The 20,340-nt window shown below is 35.5% G+C and carries 22 protein-coding genes; 9 read left to right on the top strand and 13 right to left on the bottom strand.

Going from position 1 to position 20,340, the window contains the following annotated elements; all coding sequences use genetic code 11:
- The first annotated feature begins 133 nt into the window (after window positions 1–133).
- The gene (locus tag A9G47_RS04600; RefSeq protein WP_065567955.1) at window positions 134–946 is read left to right on the top strand and encodes a hypothetical protein; all 813 of its coding nucleotides are present in this window, start codon (window positions 134–136) and stop codon (window positions 944–946) included.
- A 164-nt stretch (window positions 947–1,110) separates the two neighbouring features.
- Here the strand turns inward: A9G47_RS04600 and rsmC are convergent, their stop codons facing one another.
- A complete protein-coding gene (gene rsmC / locus A9G47_RS04595; protein ID WP_065642323.1) occupies window positions 1,111–2,145 on the bottom strand; it encodes a 16S rRNA (guanine(1207)-N(2))-methyltransferase RsmC in 1,035 nt (344 codons plus the stop codon).
- Between the two features lie 93 nt (window positions 2,146–2,238).
- Here rsmC and A9G47_RS04590 point away from each other — a divergent pair, with 93 nt between their 5' ends.
- The 6 genes from A9G47_RS04590 to cyaY all read left to right on the top strand — a co-directional run bounded on the left by A9G47_RS04590 (window position 2,239) and on the right by cyaY (window position 5,645).
- Complete coding sequence (locus A9G47_RS04590; RefSeq protein ID WP_065581421.1) at window positions 2,239–2,646, top strand: DNA polymerase III subunit psi; 408 nt, start codon at window positions 2,239–2,241, stop codon at window positions 2,644–2,646.
- Complete coding sequence (rimI, locus tag A9G47_RS04585) at window positions 2,615–3,076, top strand: ribosomal protein S18-alanine N-acetyltransferase (protein WP_065567953.1); 462 nt, start codon at window positions 2,615–2,617, stop codon at window positions 3,074–3,076. Before A9G47_RS04590 ends, rimI begins: the two co-directional genes overlap by 32 nt.
- Window positions 3,077–3,196: 120 nt before the next feature.
- Window positions 3,197–3,832: a thiamine diphosphokinase gene (locus A9G47_RS04580; RefSeq protein ID WP_065567952.1), complete on the top strand. Its 636-nt coding sequence runs from the start codon at window positions 3,197–3,199 to the stop codon at window positions 3,830–3,832.
- Between the two features lie 75 nt (window positions 3,833–3,907).
- Complete coding sequence (locus A9G47_RS04575; RefSeq protein WP_065642288.1) at window positions 3,908–4,717, top strand: hypothetical protein; 810 nt, start codon at window positions 3,908–3,910, stop codon at window positions 4,715–4,717.
- Window positions 4,718–5,230, top strand: a complete 513-nt coding sequence (locus A9G47_RS04570) for a surface-adhesin E family protein (RefSeq protein WP_065642287.1) — start codon at window positions 4,718–4,720, stop codon at window positions 5,228–5,230.
- Between the two features lie 103 nt (window positions 5,231–5,333).
- Window positions 5,334–5,645, top strand: a complete 312-nt coding sequence (cyaY, locus tag A9G47_RS04565; protein ID WP_065642286.1) for an iron donor protein CyaY — start codon at window positions 5,334–5,336, stop codon at window positions 5,643–5,645.
- 81 nt (window positions 5,646–5,726) lie between these two features.
- Here cyaY and uvrD read toward each other — a convergent pair whose 3' ends face one another.
- From uvrD to A9G47_RS04510, 12 genes are all read right to left on the bottom strand, one after another.
- Window positions 5,727–7,967, bottom strand: a complete 2,241-nt coding sequence (uvrD, locus tag A9G47_RS04560) for a DNA helicase II (protein ID WP_065642285.1) — start codon at window positions 7,965–7,967, stop codon at window positions 5,727–5,729.
- A gap of 195 nt (window positions 7,968–8,162) precedes the next feature.
- Window positions 8,163–8,876, bottom strand: a complete 714-nt coding sequence (gene yigB / locus A9G47_RS04555; protein ID WP_065567947.1) for a 5-amino-6-(5-phospho-D-ribitylamino)uracil phosphatase YigB — start codon at window positions 8,874–8,876, stop codon at window positions 8,163–8,165.
- A gap of 2 nt (window positions 8,877–8,878) precedes the next feature.
- Complete coding sequence (xerC, locus tag A9G47_RS04550; RefSeq protein WP_065642284.1) at window positions 8,879–9,799, bottom strand: tyrosine recombinase XerC; 921 nt, start codon at window positions 9,797–9,799, stop codon at window positions 8,879–8,881.
- A 9-nt stretch (window positions 9,800–9,808) separates the two neighbouring features.
- Entirely contained in the window at window positions 9,809–10,543 is a 735-nt protein-coding gene (locus A9G47_RS04545; RefSeq protein ID WP_065642283.1) for a DUF484 family protein, read from the bottom strand.
- A gap of 166 nt (window positions 10,544–10,709) precedes the next feature.
- Complete coding sequence (gene dapF, locus A9G47_RS04540; RefSeq protein WP_065567944.1) at window positions 10,710–11,534, bottom strand: diaminopimelate epimerase; 825 nt, start codon at window positions 11,532–11,534, stop codon at window positions 10,710–10,712.
- A gap of 124 nt (window positions 11,535–11,658) precedes the next feature.
- A complete protein-coding gene (gene lysA, locus A9G47_RS04535; protein ID WP_065567943.1) occupies window positions 11,659–12,912 on the bottom strand; it encodes a diaminopimelate decarboxylase in 1,254 nt (417 codons plus the stop codon).
- A 12-nt stretch (window positions 12,913–12,924) separates the two neighbouring features.
- Window positions 12,925–13,092 (bottom strand): LPS translocon maturation chaperone LptM, encoded by a 168-nt coding sequence (gene lptM / locus A9G47_RS13895; RefSeq protein WP_141673682.1) that lies wholly within the window; start codon window positions 13,090–13,092, stop codon window positions 12,925–12,927.
- 317 nt (window positions 13,093–13,409) lie between these two features.
- Window positions 13,410–14,318, bottom strand: a complete 909-nt coding sequence (locus A9G47_RS04530) for an L-ribulose-5-phosphate 3-epimerase (RefSeq protein ID WP_065567975.1) — start codon at window positions 14,316–14,318, stop codon at window positions 13,410–13,412.
- Between the two features lie 64 nt (window positions 14,319–14,382).
- Window positions 14,383–15,027: a 3-keto-L-gulonate-6-phosphate decarboxylase UlaD gene (locus A9G47_RS04525; RefSeq protein ID WP_065567942.1), complete on the bottom strand. Its 645-nt coding sequence runs from the start codon at window positions 15,025–15,027 to the stop codon at window positions 14,383–14,385.
- Between the two features lie 16 nt (window positions 15,028–15,043).
- Window positions 15,044–15,736 carry an L-ribulose-5-phosphate 4-epimerase gene (locus tag A9G47_RS04520; RefSeq protein WP_065642282.1) on the bottom strand — a complete coding sequence of 231 codons (693 nt, stop codon included), beginning with the start codon at window positions 15,734–15,736 and terminating at the stop codon, window positions 15,044–15,046.
- 3 nt (window positions 15,737–15,739) lie between these two features.
- The gene (locus A9G47_RS04515) at window positions 15,740–16,213 is read right to left on the bottom strand and encodes a PTS sugar transporter subunit IIA (RefSeq protein WP_065567940.1); all 474 of its coding nucleotides are present in this window, start codon (window positions 16,211–16,213) and stop codon (window positions 15,740–15,742) included.
- 23 nt (window positions 16,214–16,236) lie between these two features.
- The gene (locus A9G47_RS04510) at window positions 16,237–17,958 is read right to left on the bottom strand and encodes a PTS ascorbate-specific subunit IIBC (RefSeq protein ID WP_442903231.1); all 1,722 of its coding nucleotides are present in this window, start codon (window positions 17,956–17,958) and stop codon (window positions 16,237–16,239) included.
- 475 nt (window positions 17,959–18,433) lie between these two features.
- Here A9G47_RS04510 and ulaR point away from each other — a divergent pair, with 475 nt between their 5' ends.
- Entirely contained in the window at window positions 18,434–19,195 is a 762-nt protein-coding gene (gene ulaR, locus A9G47_RS04505; protein ID WP_065567938.1) for an HTH-type transcriptional regulator UlaR, read from the top strand.
- Between the two features lie 26 nt (window positions 19,196–19,221).
- A complete protein-coding gene (gene ulaG / locus A9G47_RS04500; RefSeq protein WP_065567937.1) occupies window positions 19,222–20,289 on the top strand; it encodes an L-ascorbate 6-phosphate lactonase in 1,068 nt (355 codons plus the stop codon).
- The last annotated feature ends 51 nt before the right edge of the window (window positions 20,290–20,340 follow it).

Raw genomic sequence — 20,340 nt, 5'->3', positions numbered from 1 at the left:
GATTTAGTCTAATTTAATAAAAGAAAGTAATTACTTATTCATTTTATCGTGTTATTAAAAGTTAGCCTTTAATAACACAATTTTAACCTTTAGACATGAAATATTTATTTTTAATAAGGAGTATATTTATAAAATGGGATTGATGAATAAATTAGTAGAAGTATTTCCAACTCGCCCTTTAAAAGTTGTGAAGCTAAAGCAAGAGGGCTCATTACATCAAATAAGAAGAATATTTGCGGCAATATTTTTCTTTGGGTTAGCAATGTTTATAGCCCTGAAAAATTATCCTGGATTAATTACTGATTATAAAATATCACGTAATCCCGTTGTGGTTGATTATGATGTAGAAGGAAAATGCCGTGCAAAGCGTATGATTGATAATTGTTCAGTGAAAATTACCACAGATAAAGGACAAGTTATTACGCGTGATTACGTTTTCCTTGGTGGAGCAAAAGAAAATTATAAAGTAGTAGCTGTAGCTTCTGCCGATGATCCATCACTAGTAACAATCGATTTAGCTATTAGTAATATGCGGAATCTATTTTGGACTACGACTGTTCTTACTCTTTTGTTATTGGTGGTTACGTGGATGAGTTTAGTCCTTTTTTTAAGAACACATAAAATGATAAAAGTTATCGATGAAATTAACGGACAAAAATTAACCCCTGTTATTGTCCCGATTAAATTAACATCTTATGGTAAAACGATAACCGCTTTATATCGTGCAAACAATGCGCAAGGAAAAAATGTTAAATGTATAGCTCATTTTAATAAACACGTAGACGGCGGTGGACCAATCATTATAGGTGATATGATTAAAAATAAATGTAATGCCTTGGCCGTAGTCGGTGAAAGCAACACTATTCCTATTCTTCTTGATCAAGACTTTACACGCTGTGATTTTACTGATAATGAAATTCAAGTATTAACAGAAGCCCTCTCTTAATCTAGATATGATATCAATAATAGTGAAATCAGCTTAAATCCAGCTATTTACATTTTAAAATAAAGGGGCGATAAAATCGCCCCTTTATTTATAAAACTTGATAAAACTTTGTGATATGTATTGCAACGCATCCTTTTCTTTAAAAAATAAACAAACCTCACTTATTAATGGCTTGCTAAATAAACTTTAAATTTAGTCGTTTGGGCTATCACTTCAACACATTTGAATGTTTCATCTAAAATGGCTTGATACGGTAAAAATGAATTTGCCACAATGCACAAATAACCATTTAATTTTAAATGTTTTTTAGCTTCCTTAATTAAGGAATTAACCGCAGTGTAACTGGTTTGTTTACCATCATGAAAAGGGGGATTCGAAACAATAAGATGATATTTACCATTTAAATGAGAAAAAACATCACTGGCCACAACGGCCCCATTTACACTATTACTGGCTAACGTCATTTTGCTTGACTCAATTGCTGCGCTACTAACATCGGATAACGTCAGTTCTATATCAGGGCATAATTTACCAAGCACTGTAGATAATATACCCGAGCCACAGCCCACATCCAATACATTGCCTTTTACAATATCAGCATGATCTATTAATGCATTTAATAATAACTCACTGCCTGCATCTAACCCTTTTTGGCTAAATACACCTGGCAAACTTTTAATTTCGATATCTTGATTTTCAATAGTTAAATGATAACTTAACCACCACTCATTAAGATCAAACGCTAAACGGCTTTCTGCCTGAAAATGATATAACCCACAACGTCTTGCGCTATCTATTTTTTGAATTGTTCCAAAATCGCCTAATAAAGATTCAACACTTTTTACGCCTGTGCGATTTTCACCAATAATAAAAATATCACTCCCTTTAGGCATATTATGTAATAAATACGATAGCTGAAACTGCGCTTCACTTTTCGTTTTGGGCCAATAGTAAATCAGTGTGTTCATTCCAACGTAAAAATCCGCTTCTGGTAACAACGAAAAATAGGTATGATTGCCTCGTGCGCTATTTTTTAAACGTAAATACGTATGAAATTGTGTGCAATGAATCTTAACTTGATTTGCTGACATAACCGATGGATAACTATCTTGGATATCACCTGCTATCACCACATTTTTATCGTTAAAAAATGCTTGGTGGCGATCAAGAACCTGACTTGCAGGAGTAAAAGTGGATATGGACATATTTCCTCGATGAAAAACCTTTATAAATTGATGCGTTGATTATACAATTAACCACCTTTAATCTCTAATAAAAAACGTAAGTCGATAATGACGCAACAAGATTGGTACCTAAAGCAATGCAATATAACGCAGTATGTTTTGCGCAGACCAGCCGTATTGAAAGGTGAAGTATCCACACACATTAGTGACGAGATTCGTTTAATCGTTGTGGCCGAACAAAAACCAACGCAAAAAATCTATTTTGATATTTTAAATGCTATTCGCCTTACCGAAGAGCAAGTACTGGTCTTAACGCCTTCACAGCTTATTATACCTGCTAGTGAGATTAAAACTGTTGTTTGGTTTATTGATATTAAACCTGATGAGCATTGGGAGCATTCACTCACAATTCAAACCATAAGTTTAGACTTACTTGCAAATGCATCACAACAAAAACGCCAACTTTGGCAACAATTATGTCAATATGAAAACGATTTCCACCCTAACAAAAAATGATTTAACTAAAGCCTTTAAATTAGAACAGATCTGCCATGCGATACCGTGGTCAAAACAGACATTCTTTTCAAACCACGGGAATGGGTATTTAAATTTTAAAATAACTGTCGATAATCAGCTAGTAGGATTTTGTATCTGCCACCAAGCATTCGATGAAGCTGAGTTATTTAATATCGCTATCCATCCCAATTTTAGAAAACAAGGGCTGGCTAGAGATCTACTCAACCACTTGATAGAGAAATTAATAACCATAACATCGCCAAGCCCAATTACAACACTTTGGCTTGAAGTAAGGCAATCAAATTCGCCTGCAATGAGGCTATATCAATCATTGGGTTTTAACCAAATAACAGTTCGAAAAGGCTATTACCCAACAACTGATGGTAAACGAGAAGATGCAATTATTATGGCTTATACATTAGCTTTTTGACATCCTTCACACACTAAATAATGGGTGAATGACTACCACCACCGTCGTTTACCCTTTACATTTCATCCCTGAAAGCAAGATGTTACGGCTTAACGGATAAAGACATCTGAGAGAGTAATCATGCAAAGTAATACAGCCCTACTATTTGTCAATGGTGAGCCACCGAAGTTTTACCCCAACAATTCAGATAGTTATACCTATATTGCAGCAACTGACGGCGCTTATCATAACTATTTGATAAACTCACCGATTATACCCAATTTTATTATTGGTGATTTAGATAGTTTCAATAATAACCTTACCATTCCAAAGCAAACTGAAATTATCCACACTCCCGATCAAAATAAAACGGATTTTGAAAAGGCAATCTTGTTTTTAGCAGATAAAGGCGTAACCACATTCGATATTTATGGCGCTTGCGGTCATGCTAGCGATCACTTTTTAGGTAATATTTCTGTTGCAATGAGATATTATCATCGATTTCAAATAACATTTTATGATAATTATTGCTATTTCTTTTTTGCCAAACGTTATCAAAAGATGACTAATGTAAAAAATCGTATTATTTCGCTAATGCCACTTACAAAAGTGACTGGTTTAACTATCACAGGTTTTCAGTATCCCTTAACAAAGCAAACGCTATCATTGGGTGGATGTGTAAGTTTAAGAAACAAAATTATTAGTGATTTGGCTAAAATATCATTTAAAAACGGTGATTTAATCGTCTTTGTTGAGGATTTACGTAATGTTAATTGACACGCATATTTACATTACTTTACAATAATTTTCCCCAAAAAAATAAGTATAATTTATTGGTCAAGGAAACTCACCATGCTTCTAAAAAAACTTTCTGTGCTTGTTTGTGCTTCATTTATTTCTTGTATGTCTTTTGCACAGACCAATACCGAGCAACGTGAAACAGACAAAGTAATCGATACATTTCTTCAATGTGACAATCAGTTTTTTGAACAACTTGCTAAACACCAAGAATCAATCAACCAATATGTTGATTTAGCAACTACACCTGAACAGGTCACCTATATTCCTGTTAAGGCTATTCAAAATCTTGATGAAAACCAAGTCATGCTAAAAAAACCACTTGAATATCATGGTTTGAAGATTATTGGCTATCGTAATATTTATATTCCAACCTCCTTGTATGGTTATTTTTTATATTGGGGTTTTATCTTTGATAATAATGAAATTGAGGTTAAAAATGCTTTAAATAATATTAATTGGTTGCCATACAATACCAATATTTACATAGCAAATTCCCAAATTTATGATCACAAATTGAATCCTGCAACATGGCAAGACGATCCTTATGCTATTGATGGCGTTATACCAAGGATCGGAACCATTAATAAAGCACTTTACTTAGAACAAATTGCCAATAACCAAAGTAGTGTTTTTTGTTCTATCCAAGGTGATATAGAGAAAAAAGAGCTATTTGTTATTCGACCAGATCTAAAACCAATTATTGAAAAACAAGAAGCTGAGCTTCAAGAAAAAATCAAAGCATATAAAGAAAAGATGCAAAAGAAAAAAGAAAAACAGGAACAGGAACAGGAACAGGAACAACAACCTCAAACGCACATTAATCCTATAGAAACTACCTCAAAAGATGGAGATAATATTTAGATGAAAAAGGTCAGTTTATTTTTAATTCTCTTTTCTTTTGCCACATTTAGTCATGCTGCTGAAGAAAAAATCGATAATGACGCTAAAAAAAATGAAAATACAGCAGCTGAGAGCTTGAAAGATCCTAGAGTTGGTGAACAATTTATTCCCATATCGAAATCGAACGAAGATAATATTGTTGGTTATTCTTTTTTAGATAGAAAATCGATTAAACTTCACCCTTTTAATACTAAAATTCGTGTATTTAGTGAAGTGACTAACTACAGTCCAGCATTAGTTCAAAAAAATAATGATGGCACTGAAACGCCTTATCATTCCATTAAAATTGATTACTATGCTAATTGCGATAAAATGGAATTAGCAAAAGGCAAACTCAGAACAATTGAAAGCAACTTTGGCGATGGAACATTAGTCAATACAATTGAAATGCCAAATCGCTGGGTAAATACAAACCAAGGTAGTGAGCAATATAAGTTACTTGTTATTGGTTGTTCATTACCGCTAGCACCTTAATAATAAATCTGTACCTATTTTACTCTTGCCACCTTGTTGTGTGGCAGAGCATATCTATTTATGCTAATATCACGCCATTATTTACCTAACCGATTATACTTTTATGAATACCGCACAATTCCATGCACTTACTGATGAGCTATTTAATAAAATTGAATTGTATTTGGATGATTATGCAGATAAGCATGATATCGATTTGGACTATGAAGCAAATGGTAATGTCATTACTGTTAGTTTTCCCAATGGCAGTAAAATCATCGTTAATACCCAAGAGCCTCTTTTTCAGGTCTGGTTAGCCACTCGTATACAAGGTTATCATTTTGAATATATAAATGATAATTGGATTTGTAATCGAACTAACCAACCATTTGACCAGATTTTTTCGGAATCTGTAAGAGAACAAGCAGATCAATAAGGTAGATTAAAATCGGGGATTAATTTAACGCTCAATCCCCGTTTCATCAAATAATTATAGAAGCTTACTTAAAAATGAAGTTTACAGTAAGGTAAGATTAGCTAGTTTCACTACCAACCATTTAATTCCCTCATCAACAAAAGCAATTTGTACTCGCTTATGATCGCCGTCTCCATCAAGGTTAACAATCGTGCCTTCGCCGAAACGGTTATGCAACACTTTACGGCCTAGTGTGTAACCATCGCTTTGGCAAGTTTTCTTAATATAAGATTTTTGGCGATCACGATAAGGTTGTCTATCTTCATTGGAATGATAATATTTTTCTTTGCTTGATAAGGTAATATCGCCTCGATAACTAATTTCATTTAATTTATCAACAGGCAATTCCGCCAAAAAGCGGGAAGGTAAATTACGTTCTTCACGTCCATATAAACGCCTTAGCTCAGCTAATGAAAGGGTCAAAAATTTACGGGCTCGAGTAATACCAACATAAGCAAGACGCCTTTCTTCCTCTATTTTTTCAGGTTCTTGGGAAGAGCGTAGAGCAGGAAATAACCCATCTTCTAATCCAACAATAAATACATTATCAAATTCAAGACCTTTGGCTGAATGCAGGGTCATCAATTGAACTAAATCTTGTTCGCGATTTGCTTCTCGGCTTTCTAGCGACGTATAAGCTAAAAAAGACTCTAAAACAGTCAATGTTTTACCCGTTTCACTGTCTTCAATAACTGTGTTTTCATTAGAAAGATAAAACTGCTCAGCTGCGGATACTAATTCTTCAAGATTTTCTAATCTGGATTGACCTTTAATGCCTGGCTCTTGCTCATACATTTGCAATACACCAGATAATTTAATAATCGCGTCGAGTTGCTTATAAAATGGCTGTGTACCTACTTCATTAAAAATAGATTCTATCAACTCCAAAAAGCGACTGATTCCTGAACACTGCCTTTCTGTCAATGCATTAGCTTGAATTAGCATTATACACGCTTGCCACAATGAAATATTATGTTGCTTTGCAGCCAATCTAACTTTATCTAGCGTAACATGACCAATACCTCGTGGCGGAGTATTGACTGTAGCTTCAAACGCCATATCATTATGGTGGTCGTGCAATAATCGTAAATAAGCCAGTGCTAATTTTACCTCTTGCCGTTCATAAAAACGTATAGAGCCATAAATCTGATAAGGTAATCCAGCTTGTAACAAGGTATCTTCAAAGATGCGTGATTGCGCATTATTTCGGTACAAAATTGCACAACTTGCATAATTTTCGCCTTCTTGATGCAGTTTTTTTATTTGACCAATAACAAATCTAGCTTCATCAACATCATTAAAGCCAACATAAAGCGAAATGAGCTCACCATTGCCTCTATCTGTCCATAAGTTTTTTCCCAACCGATTTTTATTTTGTGCAATTAATTTATTTGCTACATCAAGAATATTACCTGTCGAACGGTAATTTTGCTCTAATCGAATTATTTCAGTTTCAGGATAATCATTAATAAATAATTGAAGATTATCTGCATTCGCACCACGCCAACTATAGATAGATTGATCATCATCCCCGACTATCATTACATTGGCAGTTCCACCTGCTAACTTTTGTACAAAGCGGTATTGAATATGATTTGTATCTTGAAATTCATCAATGAGAATATTGCAAAAACGGTGATGACAATAAGCTAATACTTCATTATCACGGCAAAGCAGTTCATAAGCTCTTAGGATTAATTCAGAAAAATCAACATAACCAACTCTATCACAAATAGCTTGGTAATCGCGATAAATCGTTTGCCACATAACTTGTTTAGGATCTTCTGGAACAATATCATCAGCACGTAACCCCTTTTCTTTTTGAGTGGAAATAAAAGCAGCACATTGTTTAGGTGACCATTGTTTTTCATCTATTTTTAGTTCTCGAAAAATCCGTTTGATGAGCCGAACTTGGTCTTCAGAATCAATAAGCTGAAAATTAGGTGGCAACTTAGCTTGTTCAGGAAACATGCGTAATAAACGGTGAGTCAACCCATGAAATGTCCCTACCCACATCCCATTAAAATAACTTTCGCCTACTAATGTTTGAATTCGCTCTTGCATTTCTGCAGCAGATTTATTGGTAAAAGTAACCGCAAAAATTGATCCTGGTGAATAATGTTTCTCAATACAAAGCCAAGCAATACGGTGAACTAAAACTCGCGTTTTACCACTCCCTGCTCCAGCAAGGACAATGCTATATTGATTATCGGTGGTGACTGCATTTTGTTGTTCTGTATTCAGGTCGTCTAATAATGATTTATTATTTTGCATTACGTTCATAACCTATTTTAGTAATCGAAAACATTAACCAGCATTAATGTCGAGTGTATTGTTAATATTGTTATCATATCTTGAGCCACTATTGTCGACTTGTAGCTAAGAAAAAATAAAATTTATTAAGAAAATGTATCGCTGGTATTAACATAATTTATCTTCACTTAATTTTACTGTTTATTTATACAGACACAATAAAGATTATAGCAGATTCTCTAATTCTGACAATTGAGTTATTTCCATGTGGGGCAAACATCTTGCCTCCTCAAGTTGTAAAATATCGCGATTATAAATATTGATAAAGCAAGCTAAGAAACCACTATCAATAGCACCAGCAACATCCGTTAATAAATTATCCCCTACATGTAAAATATGGTGCGATGGAATAGCCAATTTATGAGCGGCTAAATTAAAAATTTCTGGAAAAGGTTTTGAACGCGTACATTCACCACCTCGTAAGGAAAATTGGAAATAATCCCCCAAACCAATTTGATTAATATCGACATTACCATTAGTGATCACCGCTAAAGGATAGTTAGCAGCCAATTGAGTTAATAATAAGTGTGTTGATTCAGGTACTTTCATCTTATGTCGCCAAAAATTAAAACAGGCAACGGATTCATCAATTATGTCGGTAAATTTTGATTTTGGAATATTGGTTTTACTTAATAACGATTTAATCGTTTGAGCTCGCCAAACATTAACATCATGATAGATTTCGGGATTATCGGCAAGCACGGCATACTTTTCAGTAAAATACTCAGATAGAGTTAAAGTATGCAACGGTTCATAACGCTTAAGCGTATTAATCATTTCGTCTTCTGCTTTTTCAACGATCATACTGTTATCATATAAAGTATCATCCAGATCGAAAGTCAGCGCTTTAATCGTAGTAATAGAGCGATAAAAGTGCATCTTTATTTTCCTCTTTTAGCTCGTGGGTGAGCTGAATCATAAACTTCAGACAGATGTGAAAAGTCCAAATGCGTATAAACTTGAGTCGTAGATAAATCAGCATGCCCAAGCAACTCTTGCACTGCTCGCAAATCACCACTTGATTCGAGCATATGAGTTGCAAATGAATGACGTAATTTATGCGGATGGACATGACTACTTAAGCCCTGCTTAACGCCCCATTCGGCAAATCGCTTTTCAACATTACGTGGTGAAATTCGTTTACCTAACTTTGAAATAAATAGCGCATCATCCTGTGGGATAAAAAAATCTCGCATTGACAACCAGCGTTTAATCCATTTGATAGATTCTCGACCTAATGGTAGTTTTCGCTCTTTATTTCCTTTACCCATTACACGAACTTCACCATCAATCAGATTTAATTCTCGACAGTTAAGCGTAACTAATTCAGAAAGACGTAACCCCGAACCATACATAACTTCAAGCATCGCTCTATCACGAACAGAAAGAGGATCATTATGATCAATTTCAAGTAGCTGATTAATTTCGTCAATATCAATATTTTTTGGTAGATGCTGACCTAATTTGGGATTTAGCACGCCTCGAGCTGGGTTGGCGTTAAGATATTCATTTTTTACCATCCAATCACAAAAGCTGCGCAACGCAGATAATCTTAATGATAAGCTTCTAGCTTGTAACCCTGTTTGTCTGCTACGACTAATTAACAATCTTACTGCTGAAGAGTCTAAATCTTGCCAAGTTGAAATTTCGGCATCTTTTGCCAATGACATAAGCGCATAAAGTTGACGCCGATAATTGATTTGTGTGTTTAAGCTAAGCTGTTTTTCTGACTTTAAATAATTTAAAAACAGATCAACAGGCAAAGTTAATCGAGCATCGACATTTTGATTAGGCTGAGCCATGATCTTTCCTTAATTTATTCGCATGATCCATCTACTAATTAAAATAGGTAAAATTTCACTCATTTTTTCAAGTAATAATGTCCCTTGCCCTGCTTGGTAATGTTCTGGATTAGTGCTAGTAAACATTAACAGTCCCAGATCACCAAATTGTCCTAATAATGATAAAGCTACCGAACCAACATAACCATGTTCTGGTAGTAAAAAATCAATTTCCGTTGAATTCAATGTCCCTAAATATTGTTGGCTATACTGTAAATGCCTAACACGAATAAAATCAAACTGTAACGTATTTAAAGCTAAATAATAATAATTTGACGGCGCACTAAGTAACCATTTGTCGTCAAAAAGATATAAGTAAGCACCACTGAGACCTAACGATTTTGCCCATGTGTTTAATATGACTATTAATTGGTTTAAATCTTGTGCTTTGAACAATTCAATTTGTAAATCCATCATTTGGTTAAAAAGTAGCTCGTTAGCGCTAGCATGTTCCATTAACAACGTAATTTCGGATTCTAATTGCTTAATTTTATTGCGCTGGCGTGCCATATACCATTCAGGTAATGAAATCCCCCCACGAACAGGATGAGGCACTTGAACACTCTCTACACATCGTGCATTTCGTATAAAAAAATCAGGGTTATCAATAATATATTGACTGACAATTTCATCATTCAATTGTACAGAAGATGGTTTTTTCTGGGATTTTCTTGCTCGTCTATTCCTAGTAGTTTTTGCAACCATAATTCATTTCTATCATATTATATGTCTAACGTTTTTGGGGGATTAAAGTCACCCTTTTAAAACAAACAAAAAAATTGAATAAAATCAATGGGTTTTCTGAACGATTTTTACCCGTCGAAATTTTTCGATAACAAAGCCTTGTGGTTAAACAGCGATAATATCAAAATTAAATGGCAATAAAGCCATCATACACATGTGTAGCCGGTCCTGTCATATAAAGTGGTTGATGCCCACCGTTCCATTCAATCAATAATTTACCACCTGGTAAATTAACATTAACACGCGGGTTTAATAATCCTTGATTAATACCTACTGCCACTGCTGCACAAGCACCTGTACCACAAGCCTGAGTTTCACCAACCCCTCGTTCAAATACCCGTAAGTTAATATTATCGCGATCGATAATATGCATAAAGCCAATATTAGCATGTTCGGGAAAGCGTTCATGTTGCTCTAATACCGCTCCCAACCTTGTAACTTCTGCTGTTACAATATTATCGACTTGAATAACACAATGAGGATTCCCCATAGATGCAACGCCACATAACACGGTCTGTTCTTGTGCTCGAATTATATAAGTTTTTTCTTCTTTAATAGCCTTGAAAGGAATCTTATTGGGTTCAAAAATAGGCTCCCCCATATTAACGCGTACTGTCTCATCATCATTTACAGTTAAAATAATATTGCCTTTCATGGTGCTAACTTTTAATACACGTTTTCGAGTTAACCCTTTTAAACGAACAAAACGAGCAAAACAGCGAGCACCATTACCGCATTGCTCAACTTCAGAACCATCAGAATTAAAGATACGATAATGAAAATCGCTATCGGGCACATAAGGTGGCTCAACAATAAGAAGTTGATCAAAGCCAATGCCAGTATATCTATCAGCCATACGCTTAATCATTTCAGTTGACAGATGAACATTTTGCGTCACTGCATCAATAACCATAAAATCATTTCCGAGTCCATGCATTTTTGAAAAGTTCATCGTAAATTTACCTTTTGTTGTCAAACATATTAGTTCTTTATTTTTTTATTTTGGCTGTTAACTCGTATCCACGCAAAGAAGAATATAGTATGGAGATTATTAACCCTTCCACTATTTATAAATGCTATAAAACCACTTCACCTCGCCATAAATCATCCAAAGACTCACGTTGGCGAATTAATTTATGCTGTTGTTCATTAATTAGCATCACTTCAGCAGGTCTTGGGTGGCTATTGTAATTCGATGCCATAGAAAACCCATAAGCACCAGCACTACAAATTACCAACAAATCGTTCTGCTTAACCGAAAGCGCACGCTGATAGGCTAGAACATCACTAGATTCACAAATAGGACCAACAACATTGTATATGAATGGCTCATCGCTAGCTTGCGGTTGTTTTTCAGGTAATACGTTCATCCAAGCTTCATACAGTGCTGGACGAATTAAATCATTCATTCCCGCATCGACAATCGCAAAGTGGTTGCTATCTTGGTGTTTGGTATATTCAACTTTAGTAATTAACAAACCTGAATTAGCAACAATAGATCGCCCAGGTTCAAACAGAATTTCAATATCAGGATAATTAACTAATTTATTCTTTAACTCGGTGACGAGTTGCAATGCTGTCGGAGGTTGCTCGTTGTCATAACAAACGCCTAAACCACCACCAAAATCGATATGTTTAATAAAGATACCATTGGATTGTAATTTATCAACTAAAGCAAGAATGCGATCAGCAGCATCAAGAAACGGTGACAATTGGGTTAATTGCGAACCAATATGGCAATCAATACCTACAATATTAATATGCGCTAATGATCGTGCTTTTTCATAAATATCCAACGCTAACTGATAACTAATACCAAATTTATTCTCGCGCAGGCCTGTTGATATATAAGGATGTGTTTTAGCATCCACATCAGGATTAATCCTCAATGAAATCGGTGCGATTTTACCTAATCTTTTTGCAACTTCATCAATTCGATATAATTCAGGCTCAGACTCAACATTAAAGCATTTAATGTCAACTTCAAGCGCGCGTTCAATTTCAACGATTGATTTAGCCACGCCAGAAAACACGATCTTTTTAGGATCAGCGCCTGCTTTTAATACTCGTTCTAATTCACCTTGTGAAACAATATCAAAGCCCGATCCCAATTTTGCCAATAAACTTAAAACAGCTAAATTGCTATTCGCTTTAACAGCGTAACAAACTAAATGTTTATTAGCAGCCAATTCCTGTTCATAGGCTAAAAACTGTTTGCTTATGTGATCTGCTGAATAAACATACAATGGAGTACCATACTGTTTGGCAAGATCCGCTATAGCTATTTGATTAGCAAATAAGTGACCCTGCTGATAATGCAAAAAATCCATCCCTTTATTCCTTTATATTTTTCTAATCAATGAATCAGATTGAATTGAGGCTGTTGTTGTAGTTTTAAACTGTACTATTGATGCGGTTTCAACTGGACGATAAAGTGGCCCTTTTAATCCACACCCCATTAAAACTAACGTAATCCAAAAGATAGAGAGTAATTTTATAGTTAATTTCATATCGTATTCAAGATTATTTCGATTTTTTATGATGCTATCTATATTACACGATACCCATAGCAGTGCAAAGTGTAATTAATCAAGTCTAGATAAACCGATAGATAAAATTAGTAAGTCGATGGCGTATTGCAATAAGTAAAATGCCAAAACGGTTAATTGTGTTCTTGTTGTGGTCTTGTTGTTATTGATTCATATACCTTAACACACGTTAAACAATTTCATATTAAGCTCTACCGCTGAATTACTTTGGTAGAACTTAATACTGTGTAGTCATAGCACAAGAACTGATTCTAACTGTGGATTAAAAAAAGGTTAGTTTACTTGTCAAAAATAGGAAAATTGGTTTTATCACCTATTAGCTTTAATCTTTTTTGCGCAGTAATAATATTGGTTTCCCAATTATCATCGTTCGCCCACATTTCGATAACTAGGGGAGCCACATAATTCATGGCTCTAAGCGTTTTGAAGATAGCGGTAAAATCAACCTCACCTTCACCAATAACAAGATCCCTAAACTGACCAAGATAATTCGACTTAACTTTATAGGTATCTTTTAAATGAATCTGCACAATATGATCACGACTTAACATAAGTTCGGTACAAGTATCGTAATTCCATCCGGTAATATTGCCTACATCAGGGTAAGCCATAAAATAAGGCGAGTTGATTTCTTTTTTTAAAATTTCAAACTTGCTTAAACTATTAAGATATTGTGTATCCATAATTTCAACCGCCAGCATCACCCCAGCTCGCTCAGCTTGCTTAACGGCCCACTGCATACCTTTAATAAAACGTTGATGAGTTTGCAAGTCAGCGGGTTCATAATAGACATCATAACCCGCTAGCTGGATCACTCTTATCCCTAATTTGTAAGCTAGTGTAATCGCTTTATCCATAATGATTTTAGCTTCATTGCGGGTATCATGATTAGCTGAACCAAATGGATATTTACGATGCGCACTTAAGCACATGGAATGTAGTGGAATGCCGATTTTTTCACATTGATGCCTAAGTGAATAGATCTCATCGTCAGACCAATCTAATCGTGCGCGGCGCTCATCTGATTCATCGACCGACATTTCGATAAAATCAAATCCTAAGTTTTTGGCTATTTGTAATTTCTCTTGCCATAATAGTTGATTAGGTAAGGCTTTTTCGTAAATGCCTATTCGAGGCGTGTTTTTGGTTTGATACCGTTTTTCAAATATATCGTTACTTTGTGGCATTGTGATAACCCATTTTTTATATGAAAAAATACCATGCAGCTGATTTTTCAACTGCATGCTGTTGTTACCAATATTTTGCGATCTGCGTTCTTAATGCTTGCGCAGTTTGTTGACCGTTTTCATTAGCAAGCGCACGACCAGCAATAAACGCTTTAGTTTTTATGCCTGCAAATAAATGAATATCTTCTGGCACAATGCCACCGGTGATTGAAAGTTCAAGTCCTAAATCAGATAATTGGCGCATTTTTGCTATATCATCTTCACCCCAACCAATACCAGCAAGTTCAGCATCACGAGATCGATGGTATATTGCTTGCTTAATGCCAAGGTTACGCCAAGCTTTAGCATCTTCTAATGTCCAATGCCCGTATAATTCGATCTGAATTTCACCTTTAAACTCATCAGCCACTTTTTTACAAGCTTCGACAGTAGCAATGTGCGCAGCGGCTGAAACCGTTAACCAGTTTGCACCTGCGGAAAAAGCCATTTTTGCCAATATTGCACCACCATCAGTGGTTTTTAAATCGCATACTAAAATATGATTAGGATAAAGTTCTCTTAACCGTTTTACACTTTGCATACCTGCACCAAAAGCAAGAATGGTTCCCACTTCAATGATATCGACAAAACCCGCTACATTTTTTGCCACATCTAATGCTGGCGCTAATTCAGTTTGATCTAATGCGATTTGTAATTTAGGTGCTGCCATGTTGTTCTCCTATTTGCTATTTTTGACCATAGTAAGCATTCGCACCGTGTTTGCGAAAATAGTGCTTATCAGATAACGTTTGTTGAATTTTGATTGCTTGATTAAGTTGCCGAGTGGCAAGAGCCATCATAGCTACTTCTTCAAGTACGACCGCATTATGCACTGCATCTAACGCATTTTTACCCCAACAAAATGGAGCATGACCAGAGATAACTGCCCCTGGCATTGCGACGGGATCTAGACCTCGGCGTTTAAACTCTTCTACAATGACTAATCCTGTATTTTTTTCATAATCAATTGCAATTTCACTATCGGTTAGTTCACGCGTACAAGGCACATCACCATAAAAATAATCGGCATGCGTCGTACCTAGTGCAGGGATATCTAATTCCGCTTGTGCCCAAATAGTGGCATAACGAGAATGGGTATGCACAATACCACCAATTTGTAGAAATGCTTTATACAATTCAATATGCGTTGCGGTATCGCTTGAAGGATTTAATTTTCCTTCCACAATATCTCCCATTAGCGAAACAACCACAATATCATCCAGTTTCATATTGCTATATTCAACACCAGAAGGCTTGATGGCGATAACGCCTTTTTCACGATCGATTTCAGAGACATTACCCCAAGTAAAAGTCACTAAATGATATTTAGGTAACAATAAATTAGCATTCAATACCCGTTCTTTTAATGCTTGATACATGATTTAACCTCCATTTAAGGCACGATCAATAACGGCGTAAACATCTTCTTTGGTGTTACAACGCCTTAATTTATCTAGATCAACCCCTGTTTCACTGTTTTCATCATCTAAAATTTGAGTGACCTCCATTAATCCTTCCATATGCTGATCCGATGTGCTACCTGCTAATGTCACTAAAACATCGACAGGCTCAGCTTCACCATCAAAATAGACAGGTTTTTCTAAGGTAACTAAAGCAAAAGCTGTACGATTTACCCCATCTTCAGGTCTTGCATGAGGCATGGCAAAGTTTGGTGCAATAATAATATAAGGTCCCATTGTTTTGACACAGCGAACAATAGCATCGTAGTACGACGGTTCTATTGCTTTAGAGGCGACTAGCATATCAGTGCCTAGCTTGATGGCATCTTGCCAAGTTGCAGCATTTGCTTTGAGTAAAATAGCGTTATTTTCAATTAGTGATTCTTTTAAAGCCATGGTGCACTCCTTAGTATTGAAGATCATTTAGAAAAGACTTGTTCAATCAACTTTATCAGCTCATCGCCAAAAGTTTGTGGATTTAACATATTTTGTACGCCTAACGCATGTTGACCTTCATTCACCTCAATTTCATGAATAAGATGTTTAGATGCAACAATGATATCGACATTGGGTAAACGTGATTTATAATCAGTCACAGCACAAGAATCCATTTCGTTTGGGATGCCTTTTTTATTTAAATAATTAGCAATCTTCATTTTCATCATCATTGAAGAGCCTTGACCACTCCCACATACTGCCAAGATACGAATTGGGCGACCTTCACTCACGGCGACTTCATCCATTTTTTCAAGTACTGATTCATTGACATCTTGGTTTTTATCGTTGATTTCAGGCTGATTTGTAGAAATAGCCTCTTCTTGGCGAAGCTGTTTAGCAGCAAAAAACATATAAATCAGGGCTAGAACAATAAGAACATAGATAAACAAGTGTGAAATAGATAAAGCCTGTAAAATCGGTGGAAATAAAATCGCCCAATCGGCCATTCCCATCCATGAGTCAATCGGCGTACCATTTTGAGCAAAGATATGAATTACCCAAGCAGAGCCTAATACCTCTATCATTCCCATGGCAAAACAGATCTTCATTACGGCTTTCCAACCACCAAAATGGTTGGCAAATACACCAATGGTTGCATTCGAAAAAAACATTGGTATAAAGCCAGGAATAATCATAATTGGCGATTTAAAGATGAGTAATAATGCAATCGCTAAGAATTGCCCTAAAGCCCCCCAAATAAAACCAAACACCATCGCATTAGGTGAAAAAGCATAAATTGCCGCACAGTCAATAGCTAATACCGCATTTGGAATTAGCTTTTCTGAAATACCTTTGAAAGCTTCGGACAATTCAGCAACAAACATACGCACCCCACCAACAATAACTTGAATTGCGACGGCAAATTTAAGCCCTGTTTCAAAGATGTAAATGGTCCAATGGGTGGATCCTGCCATTGTTTGTAAATTATCTAACCCAAATGACAGCAAGATAATACCAAAGAAAATTGTCATCACAATTGTAGTTGCGGCAATACTATCATGAAAGATATGCAACCATTTTGGCAACTTTAGATTATCAACTGTATCGTTTTTATCCCCCAATTTTGGCGCTAACTTAACCGCAATCCAAGAACCGAATTGTTGTTGGTGGCCTATTGAAAACCCAGCTCCCCCAGTAACAGCCTCGGTCGGCTTAAACATCATATTCGAAAATATTCCCCAATAAAGCGCAGTGATAATGGCCGAATAGATGATCGTTTCCCACATGCTGTAACCAAAAAGGAAATAAAACAGCGCAATTAAACCAACCTGTTGGAACATAATATGACCAGTTAACATAATGGTTCGAATTCCGGTTAAACGTCGAAATACCACCAAAATAATATTAATCGCTAATGCAAGCAAAACAGAATAGCCAACCCATGAATAGTATTCGCCCATACCCGTTTCGACGGCGACCATTGATGCATAAGTATCAATGATAGAGCCTTTAATGCCATGGTACTGTGCCAATTTAGCAATAACAGGTTTGAATGTTGATACCAAAACACCAGATCCAACCTGTAATAACATAAATCCAACAATGGTCTTAATCGTGCCTTTTAGCACAGTGGTTATATCTTTACGTAATAGACAATAACCAAGCATTGTCACCAAGCCAAGTAACAAAGGTGCTTTTGTCATCACTTGACTATAAAAAATATAAAATACGTTATAAATTACTTCCATATGTTCCTCTCATCGGTTATTGACATTTTTACTGCTCAAACAACACTCACCTCTGATATTGAGTTTCATTTAATTGCCTTTCATCAAGTTTCTTATAATCCGTAAAGTAAATGAATGGAACCGCTGATTACTTTACTTTATTTATCATCGCTCATTAAAAACACTTGTTATATTCCACAATCAAAATAAATCATTCAATGATTATTTATGATTGTTTTGACAAGGATCACTTTTCTCAACAAACTATAATTTCATATGTGATCAGCATCACAACTTAAATAAAATATAAAGACAAAAAAAATTAAAATTATTATTATCAATTAATTAAAAAATATTAGTATTAATAAATAAAATTATAGCAATTGACAACAATACAAATAAAAATTACGATAAAATAATCATATTTAATCACAATGAAATGTAAGAAAAAATGAACGAAATTGCACGACATAATGAAATAGTAGCGTTAGTAAACGAAAAAGGTATGGTTAGAGTGTCCGAATTAATCGCAAAATTTGCTATATCACCAGCAACAGCAAGGCGCGATATTACTAAGCTAGATCAGGAAGGGCGCGTTAAAAAAGTCCGCAATGGTATTATGCGATTAGAAGAAATAAAACCAATTTGGGCACCGATTGATAGTAATAATACCGATCATTATCACGAAAAAGCCCGTATTGCAATTCGAGCTGCACAATTATGCAACAGTGACGAAAATATTGTTATAAATTGCGGTTCTACGGCTTTTTTACTTGGCCGTGAATTGTGTGGTAAAAATGTTTCAATTATTACTAATTATTTTCCATTAGCTTGTTACTTAATTGAGCATGATCATGAAAATGTCATCATTATGGGAGGATTATATAACAAAACACAAAATATTATTCTTAATCCTATTGCTAACATAACCGATTCTTATGCTGGCAAGTGGATGTTTACCAGTGGTAAAACATTAACACCAACAGGTCTTTATAAAAACGAAATATTAGGCGCTGTAGCTGAACAACAAATATTGGAAAAAACCGAGAAATTAGTTGTTGTAGTTGATAGCTCCAAAATTGATACCAAAGCCAATTCAGGCATGCTTTTTTGCCCTGTTAATAAAATAGATATTTTAATTACAGGAAAACAAGCTAATAAGGACGTAATTGAATGCATTAAGGAGCAAGGCGTTGAGGTTATTTTAGTTTAACAATAAAATTGTAGAAGGAACAGAGTATGAGTAAAGTAAATGAAATTAGCCGTGAATCGTGGATATTAAATACATTTCCTGAATGGGGAACGTGGCTTAATGAGGAGATCGAAACAACCGAGGTCAAACCCAATACATTTACTATGTGGTGGCTTGCTTGTACGGGGATTTGGCTAAAATCAGCGGGTAATACCAATATTTCTGTTGATTTTTGGTGTGGTACTGGTAAAAAAACTCACGCAAATCCATTAATGAACAAACAGCATCAAATGATGCGAATGGGCGGAGTTCGTGAATTGCAACCAAACTTAAGAACTAGCCCATTTGTTCTTGATCCTTTTGCAATTAAAGAAATCGATGCAGTGATGGCAACTCATGATCATGCCGATCATATTGATGTCAATGTTGCTGCAGCAGTTATTCAAAACTGTTCACCAAAAGTAAAATTTATTGGCCCGAAAGCTTGTGTAGAATTGTGGAAAAGCTGGGGCGTGCCAGATGATCGTTGTATTGTTGCCAAAGTGGGGGAAACGATTGAGGTTGGTGATATTACAATTCGCGTATTAGATTCTTTTGATAGAACATCGTTAGTTACTTTGCCAAAAGGCGTTTCATCTACCGATAAATCTATTTTAGATGGCATGAATGATAGAGCAGTTAATTATCTATTTGAGACATCAGGAGGTTCATTGTACCACTCGGGTGATTCCCACTATTCTAACTATTATGCCAAACATGGCAATGACTACAAAATTGACGTGGCATTGCTATCTTACGGTGAAAACCCACGAGGAGTGACCGATAAAATGACATCAGCCGATATTTTACGTGCTGCTGAATCGCTTAATACTCAAGTTGTGATCCCTTTCCATCATGATATTTGGGCAAACTTCCAAAGTGACCCACGCGAAATTGAAGTATTATGGCAAATGAAGAAAGATCGTCTTGATTATCAATTTACACCTTTCTTCTGGCAAGTTGGCGGTAGATACACTTATCCAACCGATAAACATAAAATGCACTATCAGCATTACCGTGGCTTTAGAGATATTTTTACCGATGAACCAGAATTGCCGTATCGATCATTCTTATAATTGGCTAATATAATTATTAAGCCTCTATTAGGCTTCAATGTGTGGACTGAT

Source organism: Gilliamella sp. WF3-4 (assembly GCF_001690275.1).
GTDB lineage: Bacteria > Pseudomonadota > Gammaproteobacteria > Enterobacterales > Orbaceae > Gilliamella > Gilliamella apicola_C.
Note: the sequence above shows the minus strand (reverse complement) of the source record. Positions and strands in the feature narration are given on the sequence as shown.

Bases quoted from the DNA above. Each gene is read 5' to 3' on its own strand.
- A9G47_RS04600 (WP_065567955.1), top strand. From the start codon at position 134: ATGGGATTGATGAATAAATTAGTAGAAGTATTTCCAACTCGCCCTTTA.
- A9G47_RS04590 (WP_065581421.1), top strand. From the start codon at position 2,239: ATGACGCAACAAGATTGGTACCTAAAGCAATGCAATATAACGCAGTAT.
- rimI (WP_065567953.1), top strand. From the start codon at position 2,615: ATGAAAACGATTTCCACCCTAACAAAAAATGATTTAACTAAAGCCTTT.
- A9G47_RS04580 (WP_065567952.1), top strand. From the start codon at position 3,197: ATGCAAAGTAATACAGCCCTACTATTTGTCAATGGTGAGCCACCGAAG.
- A9G47_RS04575 (WP_065642288.1), top strand. From the start codon at position 3,908: ATGCTTCTAAAAAAACTTTCTGTGCTTGTTTGTGCTTCATTTATTTCT.
- A9G47_RS04570 (WP_065642287.1), top strand. From the start codon at position 4,718: ATGAAAAAGGTCAGTTTATTTTTAATTCTCTTTTCTTTTGCCACATTT.
- cyaY (WP_065642286.1), top strand. From the start codon at position 5,334: ATGAATACCGCACAATTCCATGCACTTACTGATGAGCTATTTAATAAA.
- uvrD (WP_065642285.1), bottom strand. From the start codon at position 7,967: ATGAACGTAATGCAAAATAATAAATCATTATTAGACGACCTGAATACA.
- yigB (WP_065567947.1), bottom strand. From the start codon at position 8,876: ATGCACTTTTATCGCTCTATTACTACGATTAAAGCGCTGACTTTCGAT.
- xerC (WP_065642284.1), bottom strand. From the start codon at position 9,799: ATGGCTCAGCCTAATCAAAATGTCGATGCTCGATTAACTTTGCCTGTT.
- A9G47_RS04545 (WP_065642283.1), bottom strand. From the start codon at position 10,543: ATGGTTGCAAAAACTACTAGGAATAGACGAGCAAGAAAATCCCAGAAA.
- dapF (WP_065567944.1), bottom strand. From the start codon at position 11,534: ATGAACTTTTCAAAAATGCATGGACTCGGAAATGATTTTATGGTTATT.
- lysA (WP_065567943.1), bottom strand. From the start codon at position 12,912: ATGGATTTTTTGCATTATCAGCAGGGTCACTTATTTGCTAATCAAATA.
- lptM (WP_141673682.1), bottom strand. From the start codon at position 13,092: ATGAAATTAACTATAAAATTACTCTCTATCTTTTGGATTACGTTAGTT.
- A9G47_RS04530 (WP_065567975.1), bottom strand. From the start codon at position 14,318: ATGCCACAAAGTAACGATATATTTGAAAAACGGTATCAAACCAAAAAC.
- A9G47_RS04525 (WP_065567942.1), bottom strand. From the start codon at position 15,027: ATGGCAGCACCTAAATTACAAATCGCATTAGATCAAACTGAATTAGCG.
- A9G47_RS04520 (WP_065642282.1), bottom strand. From the start codon at position 15,736: ATGTATCAAGCATTAAAAGAACGGGTATTGAATGCTAATTTATTGTTA.
- A9G47_RS04515 (WP_065567940.1), bottom strand. From the start codon at position 16,213: ATGGCTTTAAAAGAATCACTAATTGAAAATAACGCTATTTTACTCAAA.
- A9G47_RS04510 (WP_442903231.1), bottom strand. From the start codon at position 17,958: ATGACAAAAGCACCTTTGTTACTTGGCTTGGTGACAATGCTTGGTTAT.
- ulaR (WP_065567938.1), top strand. From the start codon at position 18,434: ATGAACGAAATTGCACGACATAATGAAATAGTAGCGTTAGTAAACGAA.
- ulaG (WP_065567937.1), top strand. From the start codon at position 19,222: ATGAGTAAAGTAAATGAAATTAGCCGTGAATCGTGGATATTAAATACA.